This window comes from Amycolatopsis sp. NPDC052450, assembly GCF_044547565.1.
GTDB lineage: Bacteria > Actinomycetota > Actinomycetes > Mycobacteriales > Pseudonocardiaceae > Amycolatopsis.
Genome location: NZ_JBIUAQ010000025.1, coordinates 18736 through 44680, shown reverse-complemented (window position 1 = coordinate 44680; position 25945 = coordinate 18736). Strand labels below are relative to the sequence as shown.

At 69.0% G+C, this 25945-nt stretch carries 27 protein-coding genes; 16 read left to right on the top strand and 11 right to left on the bottom strand.

Annotated features, from left to right (window positions below; all coding sequences use genetic code 11):
• Positions 1-93 precede the first annotated feature (93 nt).
• The 8 genes from ACIHAO_RS31565 to secA all read left to right on the top strand — a co-directional run bounded on the left by ACIHAO_RS31565 (position 94) and on the right by secA (position 11158).
• Positions 94-411 (top strand): bifunctional 3-phenylpropionate/cinnamic acid dioxygenase ferredoxin subunit, encoded by a 318-nt coding sequence (locus ACIHAO_RS31565; RefSeq protein ID WP_396563991.1) that lies wholly within the window; start codon positions 94-96, stop codon positions 409-411.
• Positions 408-1544, top strand: a complete 1137-nt coding sequence (locus ACIHAO_RS31560; protein ID WP_396563989.1) for an NAD(P)/FAD-dependent oxidoreductase — start codon at positions 408-410, stop codon at positions 1542-1544. Before ACIHAO_RS31565 ends, ACIHAO_RS31560 begins: the two co-directional genes overlap by 4 nt.
• 111 nt (positions 1545-1655) lie before the next feature.
• Complete coding sequence (gene mtrA / locus ACIHAO_RS31555) at positions 1656-2333, top strand: MtrAB system response regulator MtrA (RefSeq protein ID WP_005150760.1); 678 nt, start codon at positions 1656-1658, stop codon at positions 2331-2333.
• A gap of 43 nt (positions 2334-2376) precedes the next feature.
• Positions 2377-4056, top strand: coding sequence for an MtrAB system histidine kinase MtrB (gene mtrB, locus ACIHAO_RS31550; protein WP_396563986.1), 1680 nt, complete (start codon positions 2377-2379; stop codon positions 4054-4056).
• Positions 4053-5783: an LpqB family beta-propeller domain-containing protein gene (locus ACIHAO_RS31545; RefSeq protein WP_396563984.1), complete on the top strand. Its 1731-nt coding sequence runs from the start codon at positions 4053-4055 to the stop codon at positions 5781-5783. Before mtrB ends, ACIHAO_RS31545 begins: the two co-directional genes overlap by 4 nt.
• A gap of 436 nt (positions 5784-6219) precedes the next feature.
• Positions 6220-6858 (top strand): ComF family protein, encoded by a 639-nt coding sequence (locus ACIHAO_RS31540; RefSeq protein WP_396563982.1) that lies wholly within the window; start codon positions 6220-6222, stop codon positions 6856-6858.
• Between the two features lie 543 nt (positions 6859-7401).
• On the top strand, positions 7402-8091 hold the full coding sequence (gene hpf, locus ACIHAO_RS31535) for a ribosome hibernation-promoting factor, HPF/YfiA family (protein ID WP_005150753.1): 690 nt from the start codon (positions 7402-7404) through the stop codon (positions 8089-8091).
• A gap of 235 nt (positions 8092-8326) precedes the next feature.
• A complete protein-coding gene (secA, locus tag ACIHAO_RS31530) occupies positions 8327-11158 on the top strand; it encodes a preprotein translocase subunit SecA (RefSeq protein ID WP_396563979.1) in 2832 nt (943 codons plus the stop codon).
• Positions 11159-11223: 65 nt separating this feature from the next.
• Here the strand turns inward: secA and ACIHAO_RS31525 are convergent, their stop codons facing one another.
• Entirely contained in the window at positions 11224-11727 is a 504-nt protein-coding gene (locus tag ACIHAO_RS31525; protein WP_396563977.1) for an Rv3235 family protein, read from the bottom strand.
• 112 nt (positions 11728-11839) lie between these two features.
• On the opposite strand from ACIHAO_RS31525, the gene ACIHAO_RS31520 reads away from it, so the two are divergent.
• Positions 11840-12244, top strand: coding sequence for an HAD-IA family hydrolase (locus ACIHAO_RS31520; protein ID WP_396563975.1), 405 nt, complete (start codon positions 11840-11842; stop codon positions 12242-12244).
• Here ACIHAO_RS31520 and ACIHAO_RS31515 read toward each other — a convergent pair.
• Positions 12219-12998: a TrmH family RNA methyltransferase gene (locus tag ACIHAO_RS31515; RefSeq protein ID WP_396563973.1), complete on the bottom strand. Its 780-nt coding sequence runs from the start codon at positions 12996-12998 to the stop codon at positions 12219-12221. The two genes, ACIHAO_RS31520 and ACIHAO_RS31515, sit on opposite strands and share 26 nt — an antisense overlap.
• A gap of 34 nt (positions 12999-13032) precedes the next feature.
• On the opposite strand from ACIHAO_RS31515, the gene ACIHAO_RS31510 reads away from it, so the two are divergent.
• Complete coding sequence (locus tag ACIHAO_RS31510) at positions 13033-14439, top strand: wax ester/triacylglycerol synthase family O-acyltransferase (RefSeq protein WP_396563971.1); 1407 nt, start codon at positions 13033-13035, stop codon at positions 14437-14439.
• Positions 14436-14927 carry a DUF6912 family protein gene (locus ACIHAO_RS31505; RefSeq protein ID WP_396563969.1) on the top strand — a complete coding sequence of 164 codons (492 nt, stop codon included), beginning with the start codon at positions 14436-14438 and terminating at the stop codon, positions 14925-14927. The genes ACIHAO_RS31510 and ACIHAO_RS31505 overlap by 4 nt, the downstream gene beginning before the upstream one ends.
• Before the next feature lie 70 nt (positions 14928-14997).
• On the opposite strand, the gene ACIHAO_RS31500 is transcribed toward ACIHAO_RS31505, so the two are convergent.
• The 5 genes from ACIHAO_RS31500 to rsgA form a co-directional block, all read right to left on the bottom strand.
• A complete protein-coding gene (locus ACIHAO_RS31500; RefSeq protein WP_396563967.1) occupies positions 14998-15882 on the bottom strand; it encodes an NAD-dependent epimerase/dehydratase family protein in 885 nt (294 codons plus the stop codon).
• Between the two features lie 60 nt (positions 15883-15942).
• Positions 15943-16737 (bottom strand): hypothetical protein, encoded by a 795-nt coding sequence (locus ACIHAO_RS31495; RefSeq protein ID WP_396563965.1) that lies wholly within the window; start codon positions 16735-16737, stop codon positions 15943-15945.
• Positions 16738-16810: 73 nt separating this feature from the next.
• Complete coding sequence (locus tag ACIHAO_RS31490; protein ID WP_396563963.1) at positions 16811-17491, bottom strand: hypothetical protein; 681 nt, start codon at positions 17489-17491, stop codon at positions 16811-16813.
• Between the two features lie 147 nt (positions 17492-17638).
• Positions 17639-18535 carry a hypothetical protein gene (locus ACIHAO_RS31485; RefSeq protein WP_396563961.1) on the bottom strand — a complete coding sequence of 299 codons (897 nt, stop codon included), beginning with the start codon at positions 18533-18535 and terminating at the stop codon, positions 17639-17641.
• A gap of 61 nt (positions 18536-18596) precedes the next feature.
• A complete protein-coding gene (gene rsgA / locus ACIHAO_RS31480) occupies positions 18597-19607 on the bottom strand; it encodes a ribosome small subunit-dependent GTPase A (protein WP_125788387.1) in 1011 nt (336 codons plus the stop codon).
• A 101-nt stretch (positions 19608-19708) separates the two neighbouring features.
• Here rsgA and ACIHAO_RS31475 point away from each other — a divergent pair, with 101 nt between their 5' ends.
• Positions 19709-20467 carry an SOS response-associated peptidase gene (locus tag ACIHAO_RS31475; protein ID WP_396563958.1) on the top strand — a complete coding sequence of 253 codons (759 nt, stop codon included), beginning with the start codon at positions 19709-19711 and terminating at the stop codon, positions 20465-20467.
• Complete coding sequence (locus ACIHAO_RS31470) at positions 20464-21072, top strand: alpha/beta family hydrolase (RefSeq protein ID WP_396563956.1); 609 nt, start codon at positions 20464-20466, stop codon at positions 21070-21072. The genes ACIHAO_RS31475 and ACIHAO_RS31470 overlap by 4 nt, the downstream gene beginning before the upstream one ends.
• On the opposite strand, the gene ACIHAO_RS31465 is transcribed toward ACIHAO_RS31470, so the two are convergent.
• Together ACIHAO_RS31465 and ybaK are read right to left on the bottom strand one after the other, a co-directional pair.
• Entirely contained in the window at positions 21022-21585 is a 564-nt protein-coding gene (locus ACIHAO_RS31465) for a hypothetical protein (protein WP_396563954.1), read from the bottom strand. The genes ACIHAO_RS31470 and ACIHAO_RS31465 overlap by 51 nt on opposite strands.
• A 179-nt stretch (positions 21586-21764) precedes the next feature.
• Positions 21765-22241: a Cys-tRNA(Pro) deacylase gene (ybaK, locus tag ACIHAO_RS31460; protein ID WP_396563952.1), complete on the bottom strand. Its 477-nt coding sequence runs from the start codon at positions 22239-22241 to the stop codon at positions 21765-21767.
• Between the two features lie 190 nt (positions 22242-22431).
• Between ybaK and ACIHAO_RS31455 the strand changes: the two genes are divergently transcribed.
• Together ACIHAO_RS31455 and rsrA are read left to right on the top strand one after the other, a co-directional pair.
• Complete coding sequence (locus ACIHAO_RS31455; protein ID WP_026466946.1) at positions 22432-23070, top strand: sigma-70 family RNA polymerase sigma factor; 639 nt, start codon at positions 22432-22434, stop codon at positions 23068-23070.
• Complete coding sequence (gene rsrA, locus ACIHAO_RS31450) at positions 23067-23390, top strand: mycothiol system anti-sigma-R factor (RefSeq protein WP_034305173.1); 324 nt, start codon at positions 23067-23069, stop codon at positions 23388-23390. The genes ACIHAO_RS31455 and rsrA overlap by 4 nt, the downstream gene beginning before the upstream one ends.
• Before the next feature lie 70 nt (positions 23391-23460).
• On the opposite strand, the gene ACIHAO_RS31445 is transcribed toward rsrA, so the two are convergent.
• On the bottom strand, positions 23461-23535 hold the full coding sequence (locus ACIHAO_RS31445; protein ID WP_369299112.1) for a 50S ribosomal protein bL37: 75 nt from the start codon (positions 23533-23535) through the stop codon (positions 23461-23463).
• A 106-nt stretch (positions 23536-23641) separates the two neighbouring features.
• On the opposite strand from ACIHAO_RS31445, the gene ACIHAO_RS31440 reads away from it, so the two are divergent.
• The gene (locus ACIHAO_RS31440) at positions 23642-25165 is read left to right on the top strand and encodes a sensor histidine kinase (protein WP_396563949.1); all 1524 of its coding nucleotides are present in this window, start codon (positions 23642-23644) and stop codon (positions 25163-25165) included.
• A gap of 319 nt (positions 25166-25484) precedes the next feature.
• Here ACIHAO_RS31440 and ACIHAO_RS31435 read toward each other — a convergent pair whose 3' ends face one another.
• The gene (locus ACIHAO_RS31435; RefSeq protein ID WP_026466945.1) at positions 25485-25739 is read right to left on the bottom strand and encodes a WhiB family transcriptional regulator; all 255 of its coding nucleotides are present in this window, start codon (positions 25737-25739) and stop codon (positions 25485-25487) included.
• Positions 25740-25945 lie beyond the last annotated feature (206 nt).

Sequence of the window (25945 nt, the reverse complement as noted above, 5' to 3'; positions counted from 1 at the left end):
GACGGCCCCTCGGGGGTGATTGTTGCGCAGAGCACGTTCCGTCTCGTAATACGCAACATCAACAAACCGTCGGTCCTTTCCCCGGAGGCCCCGATGATCCGTGCCTGCTCCGTTTCCGACCTGCCCGAAGGCGAAGCCCTCCGCCTGGACGGCCCTGTGCCCGTTTCGGTCTTCCACACAGAGGGTGGCTACTACGCCCTCGACGACACCTGCAGCCACCAGGACGCGTCGCTCGCCGACGGCTGGATCGAGGGCTGCTTCGTCGAATGCCCGCTGCACGCCGCGCGGTTCGATCTGCGGACCGGCGCCCCGGACCGCCTTCCCGCCAAGAACCCCGTGCGCACCTATCCGGTCGTGGTCGCCGACGGCGTGATCTACGTCGACACCGAGGCGCGCCGGGAAGTGGCTTGAGATCGGTCGCCGTCGTCGGCACCTCGCTGGCGGGACTTCGTTCGGCACAGGAGTTGCGCGGTCGGGGTTTCGACGGACGGCTGGTGATGATCGGCGCCGAACCGCCGTACGACCGGCCGCCGTTGTCGAAGGAGTTCTTGCTGGGCAAGGCTTCCGCCGACGATCTCGCGCTCGCCGGACAGGACGACCTCGACGCGCTGGCCGCCGAATGGCATCTCGGTGTCCGCGCCGAAAAGTTCGGCCGCGAAGGCGTGACGCTCGGCGACGGCACCACGATCACCGCCGACGGCTACGTCATCGCGACCGGCGCGGTGGCCAGAACCCTTGGCGCGGCAAGGAAGCTGAACGGCGTCCACACCTTGCGGACGCTCGGCGACGCAGCCGCGCTGAAACGGGATCTCGCGGCGGGGCCTTCTTCGGTGGCCGTCATCGGCGCGGGATTCATCGGCGCGGAGGTCGCGTCCGCGTGCCGCCTGCTCGGCCACGAGGTCACCGTGATCGAAGCGCTGCCCGTGCCGCTCGCCGCCGTCCTCGGCGCGCGGATGGGCGCGGTCTGCGGGGAACTGCACACCGGGAACGACGTCCGGCTGATCACGGGCGTTCCCGTCGACGGCTTCACCGGGACCGGTCGCGTCACCGGTGTGCGGCTCGCCGACGGCAGGGAGATCCACGCCGATCTCGTCGTCGCCGGCGTGGGGGCGCGGCCCGCCACCGGCTGGCTGACCGGTTCCGGGATCGCCGTCGACGACGGGGTGCTGACCGATTCCGGCTGTGTCACAGCGAATCCCCGAGTGATCGCGGTGGGTGACGTCGCCAGGTATCAATGCCGTCTGCGTGGCAGAAGGGTCCGCGCCGAACATTGGACGGCGGCGGGCGAACAGCCGCGCGTCGCGGTCGCGAACCTGCTCGCCGGTTCGACCGTCACGCATTTCGCACGACACGGTTACTTTTGGTCCGATCAGTACGGAAGGCGGCTCCAATTCGCCGGAGTGGCCACGGAAGACGTGCGGATCGCCGAAGGTGACGTCGCCTCGAAGCGCTTCGTCGCGACCTATCACCGCGACGACGTCCTGACCGGCGTCTTCGCGATCGACTCCCCACGGCCGTTCACCAGGCTCCGACGTGCTCTCTAGAGCCCGAAGACCCTACTCGGATGGAGCAATTTGCCCGATTCGATGATCTTTCTGGTGGTCACATCGCCGGGTCGCGCGCCTGCGCGGGGAAACTAGTGCGAACATAGGTTTATGAAGGCACGCGTTCTGGTCGTCGACGACGACCCTGCTCTCGCGGAGATGCTCACCATCGTGCTGCGTGGGGAGGGGTTCGACACAGCCGTCGTCGCCGACGGCTCACGTGCGCTGCCCGCGCTCCGGGAGCTGAAACCCGACCTGGTCCTCCTCGACCTCATGCTGCCCGGGATGAACGGCATCGACGTCTGCAAGGCGATCCGCGCCGAGTCCGGGGTGCCGATCGTGATGCTCACCGCCAAGAGCGACACCGTGGACATCGTCCTCGGGCTCGAGTCGGGGGCCGACGACTATGTGGTCAAGCCCTTCAAACCGAAGGAACTCGTGGCCCGCGTCCGCGCCAGGATGCGCCGCACCGAGGCCGAGCCCGCCGAGTCGCTGACGATCGGCGACCTCGCGATCGACGTCCCCGGCCACGAGGTGACGCGGGAGGGCAAGGCCATCCCGCTGACCCCGCTGGAGTTCGACCTCCTGGTCGCGCTCGCCCGCAAGCCGCGTCAGGTGTTCACCCGCGAGGTGCTCCTCGAGCAGGTGTGGGGTTACCGCCACGCCGCCGACACCCGTCTGGTGAACGTGCACGTCCAGCGGCTGCGCTCGAAGGTGGAGAAGGACCCGGAACACCCCGAGGTGGTGTTGACCGTTCGCGGCGTCGGGTACAAGGCCGGCCCGCCGTGATCACCCCATGAGCGGACGCTTGCGAAAGCTTGCCCAAACCACGATGCGCCACCTCCGGCGCATCGTGGTTTTCGTGCGCCGCAAGATCGTCTCGTTCAACGAACTGTGGCGGCATTCGCTGCAGTTCCGGGTCACCGTGTCCACGCTGGCGCTCTCGTCGGCCGTGGTGTTCGTACTGGGCATGGTGCTGCAGAACCAGATCACCGAACGGCTGCTCGAGACCAAGCAGAACGCGGCGATCGCGCAGACCAGGGCGGTCGTCGAGACCGCGGCCAGTGAGCTGGTCGGCGTCGGCACCGAATCGCCGGACGCGATGACGGCGCGGCTGAACAACGCGCTGAAGAAGATCACCAGCACCACGACAGCGAAGGACGGCGCCGGATCGGCGGCGGGCACCTTCGATCCGGTGCTGGCCGCGGGCGGCCGCGACCAGTCGAGCAGGCCCGCCGCCGCGGGCCCGTACGACAAGGTGCCGGTGCGGCTGCGCCAGTTCGTGGAGACCGAGCAGGTCAGCTTCCTGATGCACACGGTCACCGAGGCCGACGGTGGCAAGACGACGTATCTGATCGTCGGCGCGCCGGTGACCACGATGATCAACCCGCTCCAGCTCTACCTGCTGTACCCGCTGACCAGCGAGCAGAACACCGTCTCGACCGTGCAGAACACGCTGCTCGTCGGCGGTCTCGTGCTGCTGCTCCTGCTGGCCGGGATCACCAACCTGGTCACCAGACAGGTGGTCCGGCCGGTCCGGCAGGCCGCCGCGGCGGCCGAACAGTTCGCGGGCGGCGAGCTCGACCAGCGGCTCGCCGTGCTCGGCGAGGACGATCTCGCCAAACTCGCCGTGTCCTACAACGAGATGGCCGCCAGTATCCAGCGGCAGATCCGCCAGCTGGAGGAGTTCGGCGGGTTGCAGCGCCGGTTCACCTCCGACGTCTCGCACGAACTGCGCACCCCGTTGACCACCGTCCGGATGGCCGCCGACGTGCTCCACGCGTCGCGCGAGCAGTTCCCGGCCGGGCTCGCCCGCTCCACCGAACTGCTCGTCGACGAACTCGACCGGTTCGAGGCGCTGCTCGGCGACCTGCTGGAGATCAGCAGGCTCGACGCCGGTGTCGAGGAGCTTTCGGCCGAGCTGATCGACGTCCGGCCGATCGCGACCAGGGCCGTCGAACAGGTCCGGGTGATCGCGGGCAACGCGGGCAGTTCCGTCGAGCTGATCCTGCCGGACGAGGAGGCGCCCGCCGAGGTCGACGCGCGCCGCGTCGAGCGGATCCTGCGCAACCTGCTGGCCAACGCGGTGGACCACAGCGAAGGGAACCCGGTGGTGCTGACACTGGCGGTCAACGAGACCGCGGTCGCCATCACGGTGCGTGACCACGGTGTCGGGCTCCAGCCCGGCGAGGCGGAACTGGTGTTCAACCGCTTCTGGCGGGCCGACCCGTCCCGTAACCGCCGGACCGGCGGCACCGGGCTCGGCCTCGCGATCAGCCAGGAGGACGCCCGGTTGCACGGCGGCCTGCTCGACGCGTGGGGCGAGACCGGCCACGGCGCCTGCTTCCGGCTCGTGCTGCCTCGGCAGCAGGACACGCCGATGGGGGAGAGCCCGCTGGTCCTGCCGCCGCCCGATCACCAGGGGACCGATCCGCACGGGTCGTCAGGACTACTCGAGGTCCGCCCCGCGCCCGACGCGATCCTCGCCGAACCCGAGGAGGTGGGCCGGTGAAGCGGCTGCTGCCCCTGCTCGCGGCGTTCCTGCTGGTCGCGGGCTGCGCGAACATCCCGCTCGAATCCCAGCCCGTCGCCGTCCCCGGGGAAAAACCGGGACAGGCACCGGCGGACGTCGCCGAACCGGTGGCCGGGATCGACCCGCTGACCGTCACCCGCCAGTTCATCCGCAACTCCGCGACGCCGGGCACGGCGAACGCCGACGCGCGGGTCTACCTCGACGAAGAGGGCCGCCGCAACTGGAAGCCGTCGCCGGGGCTGACGATCATCGACAACACCTTCGGCACCGTTTACGACACTTCGTCGCCCTCGGCGAACCCGGACGAGCAGATGGTGAACGTCCGCGGGTTCAAACTCGGCAACCTGAGCCCCGACAGCGCGTTCATCCCGGTGAAGGCCGAGTACTCGCAGCAGTTCAAGCTGCGGAAGCAGCCGAACGGCCAATGGCGGATCGTCGACCCGCCGCAGGAACTCGCCGTCACCGACGAGGATTTCGCGACCAACTACTTCCGGGTGCCGATCAGCTTCTACTCGCCCGATTCCGGCGCCTTCGTCCCCGACCTCCGGTACGTCGCGGCGAAACCGCAGGCCGGACTGCCCGGCCGGGTGATGGACCTGGTGCTGCAGGGACCGTCGGAAGGGTTGAAGGGCGCGGTCAAGGACCTCCTCGGCGACCAGGTCACCACCGAGTCCAACGTCCGCAGCACGGACGACGGGACCCTGGACATCAACCTGACCGGCGTCGGCGGGGCCAGCTTCGCGGACCGGAGCCTGATCGCCGCGCAGATCGTCCTCTCGTTGCAGACGGTGACGCTGAGCCGGATCCGGCTGCTCGCCGACGGCACCGCGCTGGTGCCCGAACACGAATACTGGCGCTCCAGCGAACTGCCCAACTACAACGTGGACATCGCGCCCAACTCGGAGCTGCTGGGCCTGATGACCGTGAACGGGCGGGTCCGGTCGCTCGGCGACGGGGCGCCGGTCGGCGGGCCCGCGGGCAACGGCGGGTACAAAGTCGTCAGCGCCGCGCAGTCCGTCGACGGCAAACGGCTCGCGGTGGTCGAAGAACGCGAAGGCAGGCAGTGGCTGCGGGTCGGCGACCTGGGGCACGACCTCGGTTCGGTGGACCTGTTCGGCGGCAGCCTGAGCCGTCCCACCTGGCGGCCGGTCGCCCGCGGTGGCGGCGGGGTTTCGGGCGAGGTCTGGACGGTCGTCGACCACAACACCGTCGCCAGGGTCACCCTGGCCGCCGACGGCCGCTGGGTGAAGGCCGGCGTCGACGCGACCATGCTCACCAGCCTCGGCCAGATCACCGAACTGAGGCTTTCGCGCGACGGCTCACGGCTGGCCGCGGTCGTCAACGGGCAGCTGGTGGTCGCCTCGATCGTGCGGACGGCGGATTCGGTGGCGCTGCGGGCGCCGCGGAAACTCCAGGAACGCGACCTCAAGGACGTCGTCGACGTCGACTGGGCGACCCAGGACCACCTGATCGCCGCGACGTCGTCGAGCACCCTGCCGGTGGTCAAGGTGCCGCTGGACGGGCAGCGGATGGACACCTTCAGCGGCTCGAACCTGACCCCGCCGGTGCACGGCGTCACCGCGGCCCCGAGCAGGCAGAACCTGGTCGCGGACGCGGGTGGGCTGTGGGTCGCCTCCGAACTGGGCGAGGTGTGGCGGCCGCAGGCGCACACCGTCACCGACGCGGACCCGTTCTACCCGGGCTGAGCACTCTTCTGAAGTACATGAAGGCCCCCTTCCTTGCGCCAGGCGCAAGGAAGGGGGCCTTCATGTACTTGGCGCGGTCTTCGAGGCGGGGCTGCTGGGGGAGCAAGGGACCTTTAGTATCGCTAGCTTTCCTAGCGACGCTAGCAAGATCTGGGCGCCGGAAGTCCGTGAAGGACTCCTTGAGGGACCCAGAGTCCCTCAAGGAGTCCTTCACGGACCGCACCCCAGGGTGGGCTAGGACGGCCAGGAGGTGCGAAGGTGCGAAGGCGCGTAGCGCGAAGGCGTCAGAAGCGGCGAAGGTGGACTCCACAACACGCGCGGCCTTCTCCGGAACTGCTGTCATGACTGGCCCCTTCAGGCCGGAAAGCGTCCAAACAGGACCTGTCACGACATAACGGGCCCAGGAACTGTCGGAGCCCCGGCCGACACTCACCTCATGTCCAAAATCCTCGATCTCCTCATTCCCGCCCGCTGCGCGTCCTGCGGAGTGCCGGGCGCGCCCTGTTGCGCGACCTGTCAGGCCGTCTGGGGTTCGCTCAGCGAGATCACCCGAGGCCCGACGGCCGGTCTCGTGCCCGTCTACGCACTGGCCCGGTACGCCGACGAAGCCCGCCGCCTGATCCTCGCCTACAAGGAACGCGGCCGCCGCGACCTCGCGCCGTCTCTCGGGCGGGCGGTCGCCGACGTCCTGGAGCAGCTGCCAGGCGAGCCACGAGGCCCTTGTCTCGTTCCTGTCCCGTCGAGACGGCACGCCTCGCGAGTCCGAGGTGGACCGCACGTCCAGCGTGTCGCCGAAGAATGCGCGAAAGTGCATGCGAGCAAAGGGAAATCAGTGACAGTGGCACCGGTCCTCAGGCTCGGGGCCGGGGTCCGCGACGCCGTCGGGCTCACCCGTGCCGAGCGGGCGGCGAACCTCGACGGCCGCATTCGCCTCCTCCGTGGGGACTGTCCGAAGGAGGTCGTACTTCTTGACGACGTGATCACAACCGGAGCGACCGTCGCCGCTTGTGCGCGCCTTTTGGGGGTAAACGGAATTCATGTTTCCGCGGTGGTCGCACTGGCCGCCACCGGGTGATCGGGACGTCACCTACAAGAGTGATGAATGATCGGGAACGCGAATGGGTACATGGGCGTTGACGGGATATGAGGGACCTTCCGGGGAACACTCCAACGGCCCGCCACTCCACCGGGGTGGCGGCGGTTTCCCCCGGGAGCGTCACCCTCGGCTTTTTCCTGTCCGAAGGCTTGCGCCGTCCGCGTGAAAACAAATCACGGGGACGACGCCCGACAGGCCGGATTGTCCCGCTGGCCGCACCCTCGCCGTCGCATGCGGTGACGAGGTCTCACGTCCTGATATCCCCCGGCTCGGGGGCTGTTGCTCGCGGCGTGTTAGAGCTAACGTGCAGCGCTATCAGCAATCCCGGCAGGCAGGGAGGTGACCAGCCCATGTCCCTGGCGCCGGAGCCGCGCTGAGTCCGCGCTCGGACATCCGACACGAGACGTCGTGACCGTATGCCGAGTTCCCTCATCGCCCGCGATCCGGGCTTCGTCCCCGCATTACCGGCGCCCTAGTGAACACATCTACAGCTCGCAGTCATTTCAGCGAGGGAGGTCGTGTATGGACATCGTCGTTAAGGGCCGCAACGTGGAGGTGCCCGACCACTATCGGGCACTTGTCAGCGAAAAGCTGGCCCGGCTAGAGCGCTACGACAAGAAGGTCATCCGTTACGACGTGGAGCTCTTCCACGAGCCCAATCGCCGGCAGTCGAAGAACTGCCAGCGCGTCGAAATCACCGGGAAGGGCCGAGGCCCCGCCGTACGCGCCGAAGCGTGTGCCGGCGACTTCTACGCAGCGCTGGATTCCGCACTGAACAAGCTTGAGAACAGGTTGCGGAAGACACACGACCGCCGGCGCGTGCACTACGGCCGCAGCCGCCCGGAATCCGTCGCCGAGGCGACCTCGATGGCGGCCGCCGGTGGTATGACCACCGACACCCGGCATCTGGCGGGAACCGCTGTACTCGAAGCGCCCGAGGCCGAACCCCTGGCCAACGGTTTCGCTGTCGAGAGCGGTGAAGAGTTCGAGATGCCCCAGCAGCGCTGGGATGACGGGGTGACCGAACACCAGCCCGGTCGCGTCGTCCGCGAGAAGAAACACGACGCGGAGCCCATGACGGTCGACCAGGCTCTCTATGAGATGGAACTGGTCGGTCACGACTTCTATCTGTTCAACGACTCCGACGCCGGGTGCCCGAGCGTCGTCTACCGGAGGCGAGGCTTCGACTACGGCGTCATCCGGCTGAGTTAGCCGGCCCCTACGTCCATGACGGCGGCCCGCACGTGTCCCGTGCGGGCCGCCGTCGTGTCCGGATCAGGCGGGATACGCCCCCGCCCGGTCAGGTACCGACCGACGGTGCGTGCGCGAACACCGAGGTGTTCCCTACGATGGGGTCGGACGGTGGTGCGTTACCCGGCACCACCGCGTACGAGATTGCCCGGGACCGGCTCGGGTGCGATCACAATCAGCTAGTGAGGTCGACCGGATGGTGCTGAACCGCCTGCTCCGCGCGGGCGAGGGCAAAATGGTGAAGCGGCTGCGACACATCGCCGATCACATCAACACCCTCGAAGACGACGTCAAGGAACTTTCGGACACCGCGTTGCGGGCCAAGACCGACGAGTTCCGTAAACGGCACGCGGACGGCGAGTCCCTCGACGACCTCCTGCCGGAGGCCTTCGCGGTGGCGAGGGAGGCGGCCTGGCGCGTGCTCGGCCAGCGGCCCTACGACGTCCAGCTGATGGGCGGCGCCGCGCTGCACCTCGGCCAGGTCTCCGAGATGAAGACCGGTGAGGGCAAGACCCTGACCCAGGTGCTTCCCGCGTACCTGAACGGGCTGTCCGGCAAAGGCGTGCACGTCATCACGGTGAACGACTACCTCGCCAAACGTGACGCCGAGTGGATGGGCCGTATCCACCGCTTCCTCGGCCTCGATGTCGGCATCATCCTGGCCGACCAGACGCCCGAGGTCCGCCGCCAGCAGTACGCCGCCGACATCACGCACGGTACGAACAACGAGTTCGGCTTCGACTACCTCCGCGACAACATGGCGTGGAGCCTCGAAGACTGCGTGCAGCGCGGCCACAACTTCGCGATCGTCGACGAGGTGGACTCCATCCTCATCGACGAGGCCAGGACGCCGCTGATCATCTCCGGCCCGGCCGACCAGTCGTCGCGCTGGTACGTCGAGTTCGCCCGCATGACCCCGCTGATGAAGCCGGACATCCACTACGAGGTGGACATCCGCAAGCGCACCGTCGGTGTCACCGAGAAGGGTGTCGCGTTCGTCGAGGACCAGCTCGGCATCGACAACCTCTACGAGGCCGCGAACACGCCGCTCGTCGGCTACCTGAACAACGCGCTGAAGGTCAAGGAGCTCTACAAGCGCGACAAGGACTACATCGTCCGTGACGGCGAAGTCCTCATCGTCGACGAGTTCACCGGCCGCATCCTGCACGGCCGCCGCTACAACGAGGGCATGCACCAGGCGATCGAGGCCAAGGAAGGCGTCGAGATCAAGGCCGAGAACCAGACGCTCGCCACGATCACGCTGCAGAACTACTTCCGGCTCTACGACAAGCTGTCGGGCATGACCGGTACCGCCGAGACCGAGGCGGCCGAGTTCCACCAGACCTACAAGCTGGGTGTGGTGCCGATCCCGACCAACAAGCCGATGGTCCGCGCAGACCAGGCCGACCTGATCTACAAGACCGAGCAGGCCAAGTTCGAGGCCGTCGCCGAGGACATCGCCGAGCGGCACGAGAAGGGCCAGCCGGTGCTGGTCGGCACCACGAGTGTCGAGAAGTCCGAGCACCTGTCGAAGCTGCTGCTCAAGCTGGGTGTCCCGCACGAGGTCCTCAACGCCAAGCACCACGACCGGGAGGCGCTGATCGTCGCCCGCGCGGGGCGCAAGGGCGCGGTCACCGTCGCCACCAACATGGCGGGCCGCGGTACCGACATCGTGCTCGGCGGCAACCCGGACATCATCGCCGACGAGGTGCTGCGCGCCCGCGGTCTCGACCCGGTGGAGCACTCCGAGGAGTACGAGGCCGCCTGGCCGAAGGTGCTCGAAGAGATCCAGGCGGAGACCAAGGCCGAGGCCGAGGAGGTCCGCGAGGCAGGCGGCCTGTACGTGCTCGGCACCGAGCGGCACGAGTCCCGCCGCATCGACAACCAGCTCCGCGGTCGTTCCGGCCGTCAGGGCGACCCGGGCGAGTCCCGGTTCTACCTGTCGCTGGGCGACGAGCTCATGCGCCGCTTCAACGCGACGATGGTCGAGCGGGTCATGACCACCATGCGGCTGCCGGACGACGTGCCGATCGAGCACAAGATGGTCTCCAAGGCGATCAAGAGCGCGCAGACGCAGGTCGAGCAGCAGAACATGGAGATCCGCAAGAACGTCCTCAAGTACGACGAGGTCATGAACGAGCAGCGCAAGGTGATCTACGCCGAGCGGCTGCGCGTCCTCGAGGGCGAGGATCTTCGCGAGCAGATCGAGCACATGCTGGTCGACGTCATCAACGCGTACGTCACCGAAGAGACCTCTTCGGGTTACGCCGAGGACTGGGACCACGAGAAGCTGTGGACGGCGCTGAAGACGCTGTACCCGGTCAAGGTCACCTGGGAAGAGCTCACCGAGGACGACGACCTCGACGCCGACGGTCTGCGTCAGGCGCTGCTCGAAGACGCCCACCGCGCGTACGACGAGCGTGAGGCCGAGATCGACGCCAAGGTCGGCGAAGGCGCGATGCGCAGCCTGGAACGCCAGGTGATGCTCACCGTGCTCGACCGCAAGTGGCGTGAGCACCTCTACGAGATGGACTATCTCAAGGAGGGCATCGGCATGCGGGCCCTTGCCCAGCGCGACCCGGTCATCGAGTACCAGCGCGAGGGCTACGACATGTTCCGCGCGATGCTGGAGTCGCTGAAGGAGGAGGCCGTCGGCTTCCTGTTCAATCTCCAGGTCGAGCAGGCCGAACCCGCCACGCCGTCGCCGGAGTCCGCGTCCGCGCTGCCCGCCGGTGTCGGCTCCGGGAACGGCCAGGCCGCCAACGGCGACGGACGGCACGCCCGTCCGACGCCGCCGCAGGGTCCGGCGACCGACACCGAATCCGTGCCGTCCGCCTTGCGGGGCAAGGGACTCGGTGGCGGTTCGCAGTCCGGGCTGACCATGTCGGGCCCGTCCGAGGACGGCGGCGTCGAGTCGCATTCGGACGGTGGCGCGAGCGACGCCGGTGACCAGAGCGGAACCCGCCGGGAGCGTCGTGCCGCGCAGCGCGCCTCCCAGAAGAAGGGCAAGAAGGGCCCGCGCCGCTAAAGCATCCAAGCGCGTCAAGGCCCCCTTCCCTCGGCTCGACCGAGGGAAGGGGGCCTTGACGCGCATCAGGCCGCGAGCGCGGAGACCCGGCGCGGCGGCTTCAGCAGGTGGAAGCGGGTGCACACCCAGCCCGACGGCGTCCGCTCGAAGCGGGCCGCCAAGGCGAGACAGCGGTCGTTCTGCTCGACGGTCGCGCAGGCCTCGATGACGCCGTCCGCGGGATGGCACAGGTGGATCGATTTCGGCCGGTAGCCGCCCGGTGGACGGCGCCGGCCCCGGTCGAGCAGCGCGCTGTGAAGCGCGGGGTCGAGGATCGGCCGCACCTGGACCGCCGGACGGCGTCCGTCGCAGGCTTCGAGGATGGTGGTCAGCAGCCTGCCGATCTGCCGCCTGTCCGGGGTGCCGGGCCGTGGCTCCGGTACCTCCACGATCTTTTCGCCGGACAGCGGCAGATCGAGTACGAGCTGGTTGTCCGGCGGCGCCACCCGGTGCACCGCCCTGCCCGGCCTGCCGGCGAGCCGGTACGGCGGTTCGAATGGCTCAAGCCGTCTCAGTACGTACGAACCCATCAGACAGTCCCCCTCCGCGGCCCCCTCGGCCACGCCCAGCAAGTAAGGGACCGGCGGCGGGCCGACCGGCGACAGGGACCGCCCGAGAGGATGAACCGTGCGGTGATCGCTTGTGTACGGTGGGCCGGTGCTGAAAGGGCTGGTCATCGACTACGTCGGAGTGCTCACGGACGACGGCGCGGACGAGCTGTACGCCTATCTGCGGGCGGCCAGGGGGCGCGGTATCAAAACGGCCTTGCTGTCGAACGCCCCCGGCGCGTCGGACGAGGCCAAGCGGTCGCTCGCCCCGTTCTTCGACGCGCTCGTCTTCTCCGGCGAGGTCGGTGTGGCCAAACCCGAACGCGAGGTCTACCTGCTCACGGCGGGGTTGCTCGACCTGCCGGCCGACCGGTGCGTGTTCGTCGACGACGCGGCGCACAACGTCCGCGCCGCGGTGTCGGCCGGGATGGCGGGAGTGCACCACACGTCGGTCGAGGAGACGCTGAGCGAGCTCAGCGCTTTGTTCCCGAAGCCGTAGACCGGCGCACCAGCTCGAAGGACAGCACCGCGGCGGCGGCCGAGACGTTGAGCGACTCGACCTCGCCGGGCATCGGGATCGACACCCATTCGGTCACCAGTTCGCCGACCTCGGCGCCGACCCCGTTCGTCTCCCCGCCCAGGACGAAGGCCGCGCGCTGCGGCAGCTCGACGTCGAACACCGAACTGCGCGCCGAAGCGCCCAGCGCGTAGATGCCGTACCCGGCTTCGGTGAGCATTTCGGCCGCTTCGCGCGCGCTGCCGCATCGCAGCACCGGCGCGCGGAACGCGACCCCGGCCGAAGCCTTGACCACCATCGGGTCGAGGGCGGCGACCCCGCGCCGCGGCACCACGACCCCTTCCAGCCCGGCGGCGGTCGCCGTGCGCAGGATCATCCCGACGTTCGCCGGGGTGGTGATGCCGTCGAGCAGCAGCACCCGCGACGGCGGCCTGCCGTCGGAAAGGGCCGCGTGCAGCGACCGCATTCGCGGGGCGACGACGTCGGCCAGCACCCCTTGGTCCTGTTTGCCGTTGCCGGCCAGCACCTTGACGCGGTGCGCGCTCGCCCGCTGCACCGGCACCCCGGCGGCCTTGGCGGCACGCTCGATCTCGGCGGCGTTCGGCCCGCGCACGGTGTCGGCGAGAATCACCTTGTCCACCTCGAGCGCCGCGTCGTCCAACGCCTCGAGCACCGGTTTGCGCCCGTACACCGTCAGGAACCGGTCCTTCGGCGAGATCACCGACTCATCACCCACACCGGCGAGTGTCCCACTATGTAAGGATCGGCCCATGCCCGACCGCCTCTCCGCGCTCGACGCCTCGTTCCTGTACGTGGAAGACCACTCGACCCCCATGCACGTCGGCGGTGTGGCGGTCTTCGAGCGACCGCGCGACGGCTTCACCCACGAGCAGCTGCTCGACCTCATCGGGCAGCGGCTGGCGTTCCTGCCGCGCTACCGGCAGCGGGTGCTGGAGGTGCCGGGGCATCTCGCGCGGCCGGTGTGGGTCGACGACGTCGACTTCGACCTGAACTACCACGTCCGCCGGTCCGCGCTGCCGCAGCCGGGTTCCGACGGCCAGCTGTTCGATCTCGTGGCGCGGCTGATGTCGAGGCGCCTCGACCCGGGAAGGCCGCTTTGGGAGGCGTACTTCGTCGAGGGGCTCGCGGGGGATCGCGTCGCGCTGGTGACCAAAACGCATCAGTCGGTCGTGGACGGGCTCGGGACCATCGAGCTCGGCCAGCTGATCCTCGACGCCACCCCGCAGGAGCCGGAACCGTTCGACGACAACTGGCATCCGCGCCGGGAACCGAGCCGGACCCAGCTGATCCTCGACGCGGTCGCCGAGACCGTGCAGCGGCCGACGGAGCTGGTGGAGAACGTCCGGTCCATCGCCCACGACGCCACCGCGATGGCGGGCAAGGTCACCGAAACGGTCGGTGACGTCGCGTCGGCGCTGAAGACGATGGTGCATCCGGCGCCGTCCGGGCCGCTCAACGTCCGCACCTCCGGCGGCCGCATGTTCGCCGTGGTCCGCACGCGGCTGGAGGATTTCCGCAAGGTCCGCGCGGACCACGGAGGCACGGTCAACGACGTGGTGCTCGCCGCGATCACCGGCGCGCTGCGGGAATGGCTGCTCTCGCGCGGTTCGAACCTGACCGCGACGACCACCGTGCGCGCGCTGGTGCCGATGGCCGTCCGCGACGCCGAGACGGCCGAATACTCGACGCCGGCCCTGGTCGGGAACCAGGTCGACGCCTATCTGGTGGATCTCCCGGTCGGCGAGCCGAACGCGGTCCTGCGGTTGCAGCACATCGGCCACGCGATGGCGGACCACCTCGACTCCGGCCGTTCGGTCGCCGCGCGCGGGCTGCTGACGGTCGGCGGCTTCGCGCCGGCGACGCTGCATTCGCTGGGCGCGCGGACGGCCGGGTCGATGTCGGGGCGCATCTTCAATGTGCTGATCACGAACTCGCCGGGCCCGCAGGTGCCGCTCTACGCGGGACAGGCGAAGATGGTGGAGATGTTCCCGGTCATGCCGCTGGTGCGCAATCAGGCGCTGGCGATCGGGGTCACCTCGTATCACGGGGGTGTCTACTTCGGACTGAACGGCGACCGCAAGGCCGTGTCCGATGTGGACCTGCTCGCCGGGATGATCGAGGAATCGTTGGAAGAGCTGAAGGGTGCGCACTGGTGAGGGTCTATCTACCGGCGACGATCGCGATGCTCCGTGAGCTCGAAACCTCGGGAGAGTTCCGGGCACGCAGCGGCACGGGATTCGCGCTGACCCCGGCGCTGCGGGAGTCCTACGCCAGCGGATCCGACGAAGAACTCGAGTACGCCGCGCTGCTCGACGCCGCCAGGGCGTCGCTCCGGCTGATCGAGGCCGAGGAGAAGCCCGAGCCGCGGCGGGTGGTGATCTCGGCCGACGTCGAGGAGGTCACGCTGCGCCCGGACCTCGACGCCGCCGTCGTCCGCCTGTCCGGGCCGGTGAAGATCGCCGACATCGCCGCGATCCACGTCGACGCCGCGGAGGCCGCGGAGTCGGTGCGGGCCGCCGCCGCGGTGATCGACCAGGCCGACCTCGGCGACCCCGACGCGGAGTTCACCCTCGGCGACGCCGAAGACCACGAACTCGCCTGGTACGCGCCCCAAGAGCTCCCGTTCCTGCTGGAACTCCTGTAGCCCGTCTGCGTTTCGTCCTCTGAACGCGGTCCTTGCACGGGCAACTACCGCATTCAGAGGACGAAACGCGTCAGAACCAGGACGGGCCGGGCACGGGGCGTTCGGGCCGCCAGCCGGTCGCTTCGGTGAGCCGGGCCGAGACGACCCGCTGCGAACGCGCCAGCACCGACATCAGGCCCAGCCGGTTCGCCAGCCACTTCGGCACCGCGTGCGGCCGCCGGACACCGGCCGCGACGGCCATCGCCTCGCCGAGTTGCTGCTTCCGCACCGGATCCGCGGCCAGGTTGTAGACGCCGCTCGGTGCCCGCAGCGCCGCGATCGCCCCGGCCGCCGCGTCGTCCGGGTGGATCGGCGCGGTCCAGTCGGTCCGGCGGCCGAAGATCAGCGGCGAGCCGCGGCGCGCGGCCGCCAGCATCGTCGTGGTCATCGCGTCGTCTCCGACCAGTAGCCCGATCCGCAGCCGGATCGCGGTGCGGCCCTCGTCCGCCAGTTCCGCGATGTTCGCGTGCGCCACCGTCGAAGACGCGATGTTGCCGCGCAGCGCGAGAGGCGCGTCCTCGTCCAGCTCTTCGTCGCCGCCGTCGGCGTAGACGAACGAAATCCCTTCCTGCACCACGATTCCCAGCTCGTCGACCCGTCGGGCGGCGTCGGCGAGGGTCCGGCTGCCGTTGATCCGCACCCGGTCGTTCTCGGCCCACCCGGACAACGTCATCGCGTGGCGCGCGTCCGGGATCCGCGTCGCGACGTTCACCACCGCGTCGTGCCCGTTCAGCGCGCCTGCCAGCGAATCGACGTCGAACAGCGAACCCTGCACCGGTTTCGCCCCGGTCTCCCGCACCGCCGCGACGCGGTCCACACCGCGGGCCAGCCCGCTCACCTCGTGGCCTTCGGCCAGCAGCCGACGCACCAGCGGACGTCCCAGCACCCCGGTCGCCCCGATCACCATCACGCGCATGTTCATTCCTCCTGTCGACTTCACCAGGGGGACGAGACGGGTCCGGGGAACGTGACAGGGTCAGCCCGCGGGGATCTCCCCGATCTCCTCCGGCGGCGGCGCCTGGATGTCGGCCTGTGTGCCCCATTCGCGGTAGCGGGCGACGATCCGGGCCATCGCGCTGTCCGGGACGCCGGAAGCGGCGAGGACGGGGGCGAGGTCGAGCACGATCTGCAGCGGCTGGTGCGCGTCGTCGAGCCAGACCTCCATGGGGATCTTCCCGAGCTTGCCGTGCAGCTCGCCGACGGCCTCCGCCGACAACCCGGCGGGCAGGTCGCCGCCCAGCGCGGCCATGTCGACGTCGAGCCGGTAGCGCTCGGCGGACACGCCGTCGAGTTCGACGTGTCCCGATTCGGTGAGCGTGCCCGCCCGCCGGACCTGGTCGAGCGCGCGGGCCGGATCGTTCTGCTTGGCCAGCTGGTCGATGCTGCCGCCGGCGACCTGCGAGAACGGGTCCGCGCCGTCGGGGGACACCTTGACCCAGGACTTTCCGCCGGGAACGTCCTCACGGGCGGCCTCGGGAACCTTGGCGAAGACGGTCTTGCCGACCAGCCGGAGTTCGAGCGCCTCGCCGAGGAAGTCCGTGGTCATGGCCAGTGCGGTGCCCGTCCCCGCGACCCGCGCCTGCCCCTGGCTCTTCGACCGCATCGTGCCCGCCGTGACGTCCGTGGCGAACTTCGCCGCCTTGCCGTCCATGGCGGACATGGCCCCGTCGGCGAGCGCGCGGGCGTCGGCGAACGAGACGGTCTGGCTGTCGCACGCGCCGAGCAGCGTGCCGAGTACGAGCACGACGGTCGACAGAGCCGTTCTTCGCATGAGGACCTGCTTTCACAGTGCGGGCACCCCAGCGAAACACAGCGGCGGACCGCGCCCCGATCGGGGGAACGGCTCAGCGGCTGTCGCCGACCGCCTCGGGCGGCGGCGCGATGATCACCACGTCCGAAGCCCAGCTCTCGTACTTCACCGTGGCCTTGTCGACGCTGACCTGCACCGGACGCTGCTCGGCGTCCAGCCACACCTCGGCGGGGGCGCCGCCGAGATCGAGGACGTAGTGCGTGGCGGCCGTGCCGTTCACGTCGGCGGGTCCGGACTTGGTGACCTTGCCCGATTTCGCGATCCGGTCGATCGTGCGGGTCGGATCCATCGTCTCGACGACCTTCGTCATCACCGCGCCGTTGGCCGCGGAGAGCGCGTCCTTGCCGTCGGCGGTGATCTTGACCCATTCCTTGCCGGTCTTGTTCTCCTGGAGCTGGGCGTCCGACAGGTGGTAGTAGAGGACACCGTCGGCGAAGATCAGGTCCCGTTTCTCACCGGCGATCTCGGCGACCATGGAGAATTTGCTGTTCGGGCCCTCGTAGAGCCCGGAACTGGTGACGACGACCTTGCGGCCGTCCTCCGCGGTGGTCTCGAGCGCGACCTTGGACGAACGGGCCTTCTGGGTGCCCGCGGCGGCGGCCGAAGCCAGCTGCGCCGCGTCCCGCGCCGGTGGCGCCGCCGGTTCCTCTCCACCGGAACAGCCGCCCAGCAGCAGGAGAGCGGTACAGACGACGGCGAATCCGGTGGCACGCATAGGACTCCCTCGGGTGAATGGTCTGTACCACCACCGTAGTGCCTGTCGCGTGAATTTCCACCGTCCGAATGTCGGGGTACGCGTGAAGGCCCCCTTCCCTCGGCTGAACCGAGGGAAGGGGGCCTTCACGTGCGAGCAGCTGACCGGTTACCGGCCGCCGGCCTTCTTCATGATCTCCGCCAGGTCGCCGACCTGGTCGGCGGGCGGGGCGGTGACGGTGATCGGCGTACCCCAGTCGGTGTACTTGATCGTGGCCTTCGCCGAGCCCTCACCGGGAGCGCCCAGCGCCTTCATGAACGCGGTCTGGTCCATGGTGACCTGCAGCGGCAGGTTGTCGGCGTTGAGCCACAGCTCGGTGGGGATGGTGACGTTCTTGCCCTTGAGCTTCGCGTCGATCTGCTTCTGCGCCTCGGGCGGGAGCGGCACACCGGCCTCGCCGACGACGAGCGCGATCGCCTTCTCGACCTCGATGTCGATGAGGTAGTGGTTGGTCAGCTCACCGTTCAGCTGGACCTGGTCCGACTTCGTGATCTTCCCGGCCTTCGCGACCTGCTCCAGGGTGCGGGACGGGTCGCTGTCCTTGACGGCCTTCGACATCATCTTGCCGAGCAGCTGCGACATCGGGTCCTGGCCGTCGGCCGAGACCTTCACGTACTCCTTGTCGGTCTTCATCTCCGCCTTGTCGGCGGCGTCGAGCTTGAAGTACAGCGCCTTGTCGACGAACAGGATGTCCATCTTCTTGCCGTCGCTGTCCATCGACATCGAGAACTTGCTGTTCTCGCCGTCGTACAGGCCCTGACCGGTCACGGTCATGGTCTGGCCGCCGGAGGAAGCCTCCATGGAGACCTTCGACGACTTGGCCTTCGTCGTGCTCTCCTTGGTGAGAGCGGCCAGCTGGACCGCGTCGCCCAGCGGTGACGAAAGCATGCTCTTCGCTTCGGAAGGAGCGGGGGCAGCCGCGCCGGGCTGCTTCTCGCCACCGCAGGCGGACAGCGCCAGGACGGCGGCCGTGGTGATGGCGGCGAGCGTGATTACGCGCTTCAAGTGGACCCCTCAGAAAAAGTTGATCTAATCCGAATGGGTTATCGCGCCAGGCCGGATTTAGTTACCGATCGTCGTCATGCCCAGCTCGGGAGCCCAAAAGTCGGCGCAATGAGCCCAGTCGCTCGGGGCTGGCGTGACCGTCGGTGACCACGTCGTCGAGCGCGCAGTCGGGATCCGAAGGCGGCCCGAGGTGGCCGCAGCCGGAGGGGCACTCCTCGGCGGCCTCGGCGAACTCCTCGAAGGCGAGCACGATGTCGTCGGCGGTCACGTGCGCGAGCCCGAAGGAGCGGATGCCCGGCGTGTCGACCACCCAGCCGCCGCCGGGAAGGGGGAGCGCGACCGCCGCGACGGACGTGTGCCTGCCCTTGCCGACCGCGCTGACCACGCCGGTCGCCAGACCGGCGTCCGGCACCAGCCGGTTGACCAAAGTGGACTTCCCGACGCCCGAATGCCCGACCAGCGCGGTGACCCGGTCCTTGAGCCGCCCGGTCAGTTCCTCCGGATGCTCGTCGTGCCGGGTGACCACGGCCGGGATGTCGAGACCCGCGTAGCCGGCGAGGAGTTCGTCCGGGCTCGCGAGGTCGGCCTTCGTGAGGCACAGGACAGGTTCGAGGCCGCCCGCGTAGCAGGCGACGAGGCAACGGTCGATGAACCCGGTGCGCGGCGGGGGATCGGCCAGCGCGGTGACGATCAGCAACTGCTCGGCGTTGGCGACGACCACCCGTTCGAAGGGATCTGTGTCGTCCGCCGTCCGGCGCAGCACACTGGAACGTTCGTCCACCCGGATGATTCGGGCGAGCGTGTCCGGCTTGCCGCTCACGTCACCGACGATGCCGACGGTGTCGCCGACGACGACCGAGACCCGGCCCATCTCGCGGGCCCGCATCGCGGTGACGACGCGCTCCGGATCCGAGTCGATCGCGCAGGTCCAGCGCCCGCGGTCCTTGCCGATGACCATCGCCGTGGAGGCGTCGGCGTGCTCGGGACGGCGTTTGCTGCGCGGCCTGGTGCCCTTGCCGGGACGGATCCGCACGTCGGTTTCGTCCAGCCTGCGCCAGTCCTTGCCAGCCAAACCGCCTCCTGCTCTTCGAACACCGCGGAACAATGATCCCATGCTGCTCGCCATCGTCCGGCCGGCGTGTAACGATGACGGTCGATCAGGGAGGTTTTCGCATGTGCGGGCGCTATGCCGCCACCAAGGATCCCGCGGCGCTGATCGACGAGTTCGCCGCGGTGGATCTGACCGAGGGCCGGATCCGGACCGATCACAACGTGGCGCCGACCAAGGACGTCCCCACCGTGGTGCAGCGGCATCCGCGGGACGCCGACGGCGCGGTGCTCGAGGACGAGCCCGCCGTCCGGTCGCTGCGGATGATGCGCTGGGGACTGGTCCCGTTCTGGGCGAAGGACCCCGGAGTCGGCTCGAAGATGATCAACACGCGTGCCGAGACGGCCAAGGAGAAGCCGTCGTTCAAGAAGGCGGTCTCCGCGCGGCGTTGCCTCGTCCCCGCCGACGGCTGGTACGAGTGGCGGCGTGACGGCAAGGAGAAGCAGCCCTTCTTCATGACCGGACCGGACGACGGTTCGCTCGCCTTCGCCGGTATCTGGGAGACCTGGCGGCCGAAGGACGACAAGGAAGCCGATCCGCTGATCACCTTCTCCGTGATCACCACGGACTCGGTCGGCAGGCTCACCGACATCCACCACCGCATGCCGCTGCTGATGCCGCGCGAGAAGTGGGACACCTGGCTCGACCCCGACCGGACCGACGTCACCGACCTGCTCGTCCCGCCCGCCGGGAACCTGGTCGACACGATCGAGCTGCGGCCGGTGTCCAGCCTGGTCAACAACGTCCGCAACAACGGCCCGCAGCTGCTGGACCGCGTCGAACCCGCCGCCGAGAGCGCGCTCTTCGACGTGCCGAAGTCATGACGAAACTGGAGATCGACACCACCTACGGCCCCGCGCGGGCCGAGCTGCACTGTGCCGAGGAAGGCATCGCGGTGCTGATGCTCGGGCACGGCGCCGGCGGCGGGATCGGCGCGAAGGACCTGGTCGCGGTCACCCGGGCGGCACAGGCGGCCGGTGTCCATGTCGCGCTCGTCGAACAGCCGTACCGGGTGGCGGGCCGCCGCGCTCCCGCACCCGCCACCCAGCTCGACACCGCCTGGCTCACCGTGGCCGACGAGATCTCCGCGCACTTCGACGATCTCCCGATCGTCTTCGGCGGCCGGTCCTCCGGGGCCCGCGTCGCCTGCCGGACCGCCGCGGCGGGACAGGCGGTGGCGGTGCTGTGCCTGGCCTTCCCCGAGCATCCGCCGGGGAAGCCGGAGAAGTCCCGGCAGGGCGAGTTGGACGCCGTCGAGGTCCCGACGCTCGTGGTGCAGGGCGAGCGTGACCCGTTCGGCCTGCCCAAGGCGGGCCCGCATCACGAGATCGTGGTCCTCAAGGGCGACCACAACCTCAGCGCGGACCTGGAAGGCGTGTCACGCGCGGCCGCCGAGTGGCTGGAGCGCGTGCTGCGGCCGCTTGCCTGAGAGCCGTCGCCGGGCGTAGTGCACGGTGACCGCGGCCAGTAGCGGTCCCCAGAGCAGGAGCGGCGCGTAACAGGCGGCCATGACGGCGCCGTAGACCGGCGAGTTCTCCCAGCCCCCTTGCGCCAACGAAGAACCGGCCTCCGCCCAGCCGAGCAGGCCCTGGACACCGATCGCGGTCAGTGCGATCGCGCCCGCGGCCGCCGGGACGATCGCGGCGAGCGGCGGGATCGGACGGCCGCGCAGCCCCGGTATCCAGCGCGGCCACACCTCACCCCACGGCCGGACGAGACCGAGGGTGAGGAACGCGAGGGCTTCGGAGAGGAAGCTCAGGCCGAAGACGTAGGCCGTGCCCCAGCCGGGGATGCCGAACTCCGCCAGCCCCTGCGTGGTGAACCCGACCGGGAGGCCGAGCCCCATCGCGATCCGCCACAGCCCGGACGGCAACGTCACCAGTAGCGTGGCGTGGGCGGCGAGGTGCGCCCATCTCGGTACGCCGGGCACGGTCTCGGTCATTTCGTCGCTCCCAGGAATCGTCGTTCGCTTGCCGATGACGATTCCCGAGCGCGACCGCGTGATCTTCCCGCTGCGGACCGACCCGCCTCCCTCGCGAGAGTGAACCGACCCCCCGCAATTAGTCACCTACTTGCGGCAGGCGCGTGAGCGACCATCGCAAGTAGGTGACTAGTTGCGGGTCAGCCGGCGATCGGGGCGACGACGGCACCGGTGAGCCGCACCAGGTCGCCGGGCGCGAGTTCGACCTCCAGGCCGCGGCGTCCGGCCGAGCAGTGCACGGTCTCGAACTTCTCCGCCGAGGCGTCGATCACCACCGGCAGCCTGCTCCGGTGCCCGAGCGGCGAGATCCCGCCGAGCACGTATCCCGTCGCGCGCTGCGCGGCGGAGGGGTCGGCCATCTTCGCCTTCTTTCCGCCCACGGCGGCCGCCAGCGCCTTCAGATCCAGCTGACCGGTGACCGGGACCACGCCGACGGTCAGTTTCCCGTCGACCTCGGCGACCAGTGTCTTGAAGACGCGCGCGGGGTCGAGCCCCAGCGCTTCGACGGCTTCGAGGCCGTACGACTCCGCCCGCGGGTCGTGGTCGTAGGCGTGCAGCACGTGCGTCACTTTCTGCTTCGCCAGCAGCGCCGTCGCCGGGGTTCCCTTGCCTGCCATGGGCGGAGTCTACGAGCGCGCCGGGAATGCCCGGCTGGGCCGCACTGTTGGAAGGGACGTGTCCACCACACTCGAAGCTCCCCGAATCCTGATCCCGCGCACGCCGGGCGGCCAGGTGATCCGTCCGCGCGTAAACTCGTCGTCGTCTCATGCGCACAAGCGCATCGACGCCGATCGAGAAGGGAACGGTTTGCCGAGCACGCAGAATCCCGCGCCGGACACGGGCACGGACGCCGAAGAGGCGGCCGCGCGGGCCGAGCGCTTCGAGCGGGACGCGATGCCCCTGCTCGACCAGCTGTACTCGGCCGCCATGCGGATGACCCGGAATCCCGCCGACGCCGAGGACCTCGTCCAGGAGACGTATCTGAAGGCGTACGCGGCCTTCGCGTCCTTCAAGGCGGGTACGAACCTCAAGGCGTGGATGTACCGCATCCTCACGAACACCTACATCAACGGCTATCGCAAGCGTCAGCGCCAGCCGGTGCAGCAGCCCACCGAGGAGATCACCGACTGGCAGATCGCCAAGGCGGAGAGTCACACCTCCAGCGGGCTGCGCTCGGCCGAGGTCGAGGCGATGGACAACCTGCCCGACGCCGACGTCAAGGAAGCGCTGCAGAAGCTGCCCGAGGAGTTCCGCCTCGCGGTCTACCTCGCCGATGTCGAAGGTTTCGCGTACAAGGAGATCGCCGAGATCATGGACACGCCCATCGGCACCGTGATGTCCCGGCTGCACCGCGGCCGCGCCCAGCTCCGTGACCTGCTCGCCGATGTCGCCCGCGAGCGGGGCTTCATCCGCGCGGGCAAACAGCAGGAGGTGGCGGGGCGATGAGCGAGGACTACTGCGCCGGCGCGGACGACAAGGTCAGGTGCGAGGAAGCTCTCGCCGACATCTACCTGCTGCTGGACAAGGAGTGCAGCGCCGAGCGCGACGCCGCCCTGCGCAAGCACATCGAGGACTGCCCGCCGTGCCTCGAGGAATACGGCATCGACGAGCACATCAAGCAGCTGCTCGCCCGTAAGTGCGGTGGCGACCACGCGCCGGACGACCTCAAGTCCCGGCTGCGGGCCTCGATCCGCCAGACCGTGCAGACCAAGGGCGCGATCACCATCGAACGCACCGAGGTCAAGATCGAGCAGACCTTCGAATAACCCTGCTCCGAGACACACGAAGGCCCCCGTACCGGATCGGTGCGGGGGCCTTGTGTGTCTGATCGAATGATCAGGAGTTGGGCTTCTTGCCGTGGTTCGCGCCGTTCTTCTTACGGTCGCGACGCTTGCGGGCGCGCTTCGACATGTTTCACTCCTCGTCCGAGTGGCCCTCGCGGGGTGATACGACACCGCTGGGCCAGGGTCAACCTCTCCAGTGTGTCATGCGGCCCTCACCCTGCTTGGATGGGGACGTGTCCACCCTTTCCGATCTGCTCGCGGAGAACACCGGCATGTCCGGCGAGGCCGCGGATCATCTCCAGACCGTGGTCGCCGAATGGCAGCTGCTGGCCGACCTGTCCTTCGCCGACTTCCTGCTTTGGGTCGCCGTCTCGGAGGAGTTGCAGCCCGACGGCGGCGACTACGTCTGCGTCGCGCACGCGCGCCCGACGACGGCGCCGACCGCCCATCCGGAGGACGTCGTCGGCTCCCGGTTCACCGTCGACGAGCATCCGCAGCTGGCGAAGGCGAGCCGTGAGGTGCGGATCTGCCGCGAAGAGGACCCACACTGGTATCGCGACCTGCCGATGCGCCGCGAGGCCATTCCGGTGGTGTTCGCGGGCACGGTGATCGCAGTTCTCAGCCGCGAGACCAACCTGGCGGCCTCGCGGGTGCCGAGCCCGCTCGAAATCGCCTACCTCGGGAGCGCGGGCGACCTGTGCCAGATGATCGTCGACGGCACCTTCCCCAGCCCGGGGAACCAGACGGACACGCACACCAGCCCGCGGGTCGGCGACGGCCTCATCCGCCTCGATCCGACCGGCACCGTGGTCTTCGCCAGCCCGAACGGGTTGTCGGCCTATCACCGGATGGGGCACGAATCCGACCTCGTCGGGCAGCGCCTCGCGCCACTGACCCGCTCGCTCATCCGTGACCCGTTCGACGCGACCGAGGTTTCACACCGGATCATCGAGGCGCTCGACGGCAAGCCCAGCAGCCGCACGGAGGCCGATTCCCGCCGCGGCGCCGTCGTGCTGTTCCGTGCGCTGCCGCTGCGCCCCGCCGGGCAGGCCGCGGGCGCGCTCGTCCTGGTGCGCGACGTCACCGAGGTGAAGCGCCGTGACCGCGCCCTCCTTTCGAAGGACGCGACCATCCGTGAAATCCACCACCGGGTGAAGAACAACCTCCAGACCGTCGCCGCGCTGCTGCGGCTCCAGTCGCGCCGGACGTCCAGCGAGGAGGCGCGGCTCGCGCTCGGCGAGTCCGTGCGCCGGGTCTCTTCGATCGCGATGGTGCACGAGGCGTTGTCCATCTCGGTGGACGAACGGGTCGATCTCGACAAACTGCTCGACAACGTCCTCCCGATGGTCGGCGAGGTCGCGACGGCCGAATCGCAGGTCGGGCTTTCGCGCAAGGGCTCGTTCGGCGTCGTCGTCGCCGAGATCGCGACGCCGCTGGTGATGGTGCTGGCCGAACTGGTCCAGAACGCCATCGAGCACGCGTTCCCCGGCGGACGCCCGGGCAAGGTCGAACTCGAGGTGGAACGCTCCGCCCGCTGGCTCGACGTCGTCATCCGCGACAACGGGCGCGGACTGCCCTCGGGTTTCTCGCTGGAACGCAGCGACGGCCTCGGGTTGCAGATCGTGCGGACCCTGGTGGAGTCGGAACTGCGCGGCTCGCTGTCGATCCGCGGACTGCGCGGGGAATCCGAGGAGACCGGCGGCCGCCGTGCGGGAACCGAAGCGGCCTTGCGGATCCCGTTGTCGCGACGGCTGTGAGCCCCGTCGCTACGGCGTCCGGAGTGGACTGTCGCGTTTGACCATCCCTTGTGGACAGTCTTACCCGGACACGTTTTAGGGCCGGCGCCCGAAGAGAAAGTTGGCGCCGGCCCTGTAACGGTTCCGCGGGAGGACTTGGGAAAAGTCCGGTGAAGCCATACCCCCGTGAGGGCGTGTCGGCCTCGCTTGTTAAGCTCAAGTCGGGTACGTGTCACCTCACGGCGCACGGCCATACAGCCATTGCGCCGCGGGAGTTCCCGAAGCTTGGGGTCTTGCTTAGTTGTGAGTAATACGATGAAGCGTGCTGAGTCCGAAAGACTCAGGCAGAGGTACGCGTGCCGATGTGCGTACGACGGCGCTTCAGGGCCCGTCGCTCGTCCTCGCTCATCCCGCCCCAGACGCCTGCGTCCTGCCCACTGGCCAAAGCCCAGGCCAGGCAGTCGGAAGCGACGGTGCAGCGGTGGCACACGGATTTCGCCTGAGTTACCTGCGACAGAGCAGGACCGCTGGTTCCCACCGGGAAGAACAGCTCGGGGTCCTCGTCTCGGCAGGCCGCGTCATGGCGCCAGTCCATGTTTCTGAGCTCCTTCATAACGGCGCGGTACTCCGCGCCATAGTCGTCATGGCGGTCGTTTTTTTGGGTGCTTGTGAATGCTTTCACGAAGCACCCGTTTCGACAAGGGTTTTCTGAAGATCGGTGAGTCAGCTCACCCGGCCGAGCGACGCTTCTGACCTGCGGTTTCGTTCCGAAACAGCCTCCCGAAGGGAAGGCCGATGCGG

Excerpts from the sequence above, each read along its gene's own strand:
- rsrA (WP_034305173.1), top strand. The coding sequence starts at position 23,067 with ATGAGCGAGGACTACTGCGCCGGCGCGGACGACAAGGTCAGGTGCGAG.
- ACIHAO_RS31540 (WP_396563982.1), top strand. The coding sequence starts at position 6,220 with ATGTCCAAAATCCTCGATCTCCTCATTCCCGCCCGCTGCGCGTCCTGC.
- ACIHAO_RS31525 (WP_396563977.1), bottom strand. The coding sequence starts at position 11,727 with ATGGGTTCGTACGTACTGAGACGGCTTGAGCCATTCGAACCGCCGTAC.
- ACIHAO_RS31435 (WP_026466945.1), bottom strand. The coding sequence starts at position 25,739 with ATGGACTGGCGCCATGACGCGGCCTGCCGAGACGAGGACCCCGAGCTG.
- ACIHAO_RS31465 (WP_396563954.1), bottom strand. The coding sequence starts at position 21,585 with ATGACCGAGACCGTGCCCGGCGTACCGAGATGGGCGCACCTCGCCGCC.
- ACIHAO_RS31500 (WP_396563967.1), bottom strand. The coding sequence starts at position 15,882 with ATGCGCGTGATGGTGATCGGGGCGACCGGGGTGCTGGGACGTCCGCTG.
- mtrB (WP_396563986.1), top strand. The coding sequence starts at position 2,377 with ATGCGCCACCTCCGGCGCATCGTGGTTTTCGTGCGCCGCAAGATCGTC.
- ACIHAO_RS31490 (WP_396563963.1), bottom strand. The coding sequence starts at position 17,491 with ATGCGTGCCACCGGATTCGCCGTCGTCTGTACCGCTCTCCTGCTGCTG.
- ybaK (WP_396563952.1), bottom strand. The coding sequence starts at position 22,241 with ATGGCAGGCAAGGGAACCCCGGCGACGGCGCTGCTGGCGAAGCAGAAA.
- ACIHAO_RS31475 (WP_396563958.1), top strand. The coding sequence starts at position 19,709 with ATGTGCGGGCGCTATGCCGCCACCAAGGATCCCGCGGCGCTGATCGAC.
- mtrA (WP_005150760.1), top strand. The coding sequence starts at position 1,656 with ATGAAGGCACGCGTTCTGGTCGTCGACGACGACCCTGCTCTCGCGGAG.
- secA (WP_396563979.1), top strand. The coding sequence starts at position 8,327 with ATGGTGCTGAACCGCCTGCTCCGCGCGGGCGAGGGCAAAATGGTGAAG.
- ACIHAO_RS31470 (WP_396563956.1), top strand. The coding sequence starts at position 20,464 with ATGACGAAACTGGAGATCGACACCACCTACGGCCCCGCGCGGGCCGAG.
- ACIHAO_RS31565 (WP_396563991.1), top strand. The coding sequence starts at position 94 with ATGATCCGTGCCTGCTCCGTTTCCGACCTGCCCGAAGGCGAAGCCCTC.
- ACIHAO_RS31495 (WP_396563965.1), bottom strand. The coding sequence starts at position 16,737 with ATGCGAAGAACGGCTCTGTCGACCGTCGTGCTCGTACTCGGCACGCTG.
- hpf (WP_005150753.1), top strand. The coding sequence starts at position 7,402 with ATGGACATCGTCGTTAAGGGCCGCAACGTGGAGGTGCCCGACCACTAT.
- ACIHAO_RS31510 (WP_396563971.1), top strand. The coding sequence starts at position 13,033 with ATGCCCGACCGCCTCTCCGCGCTCGACGCCTCGTTCCTGTACGTGGAA.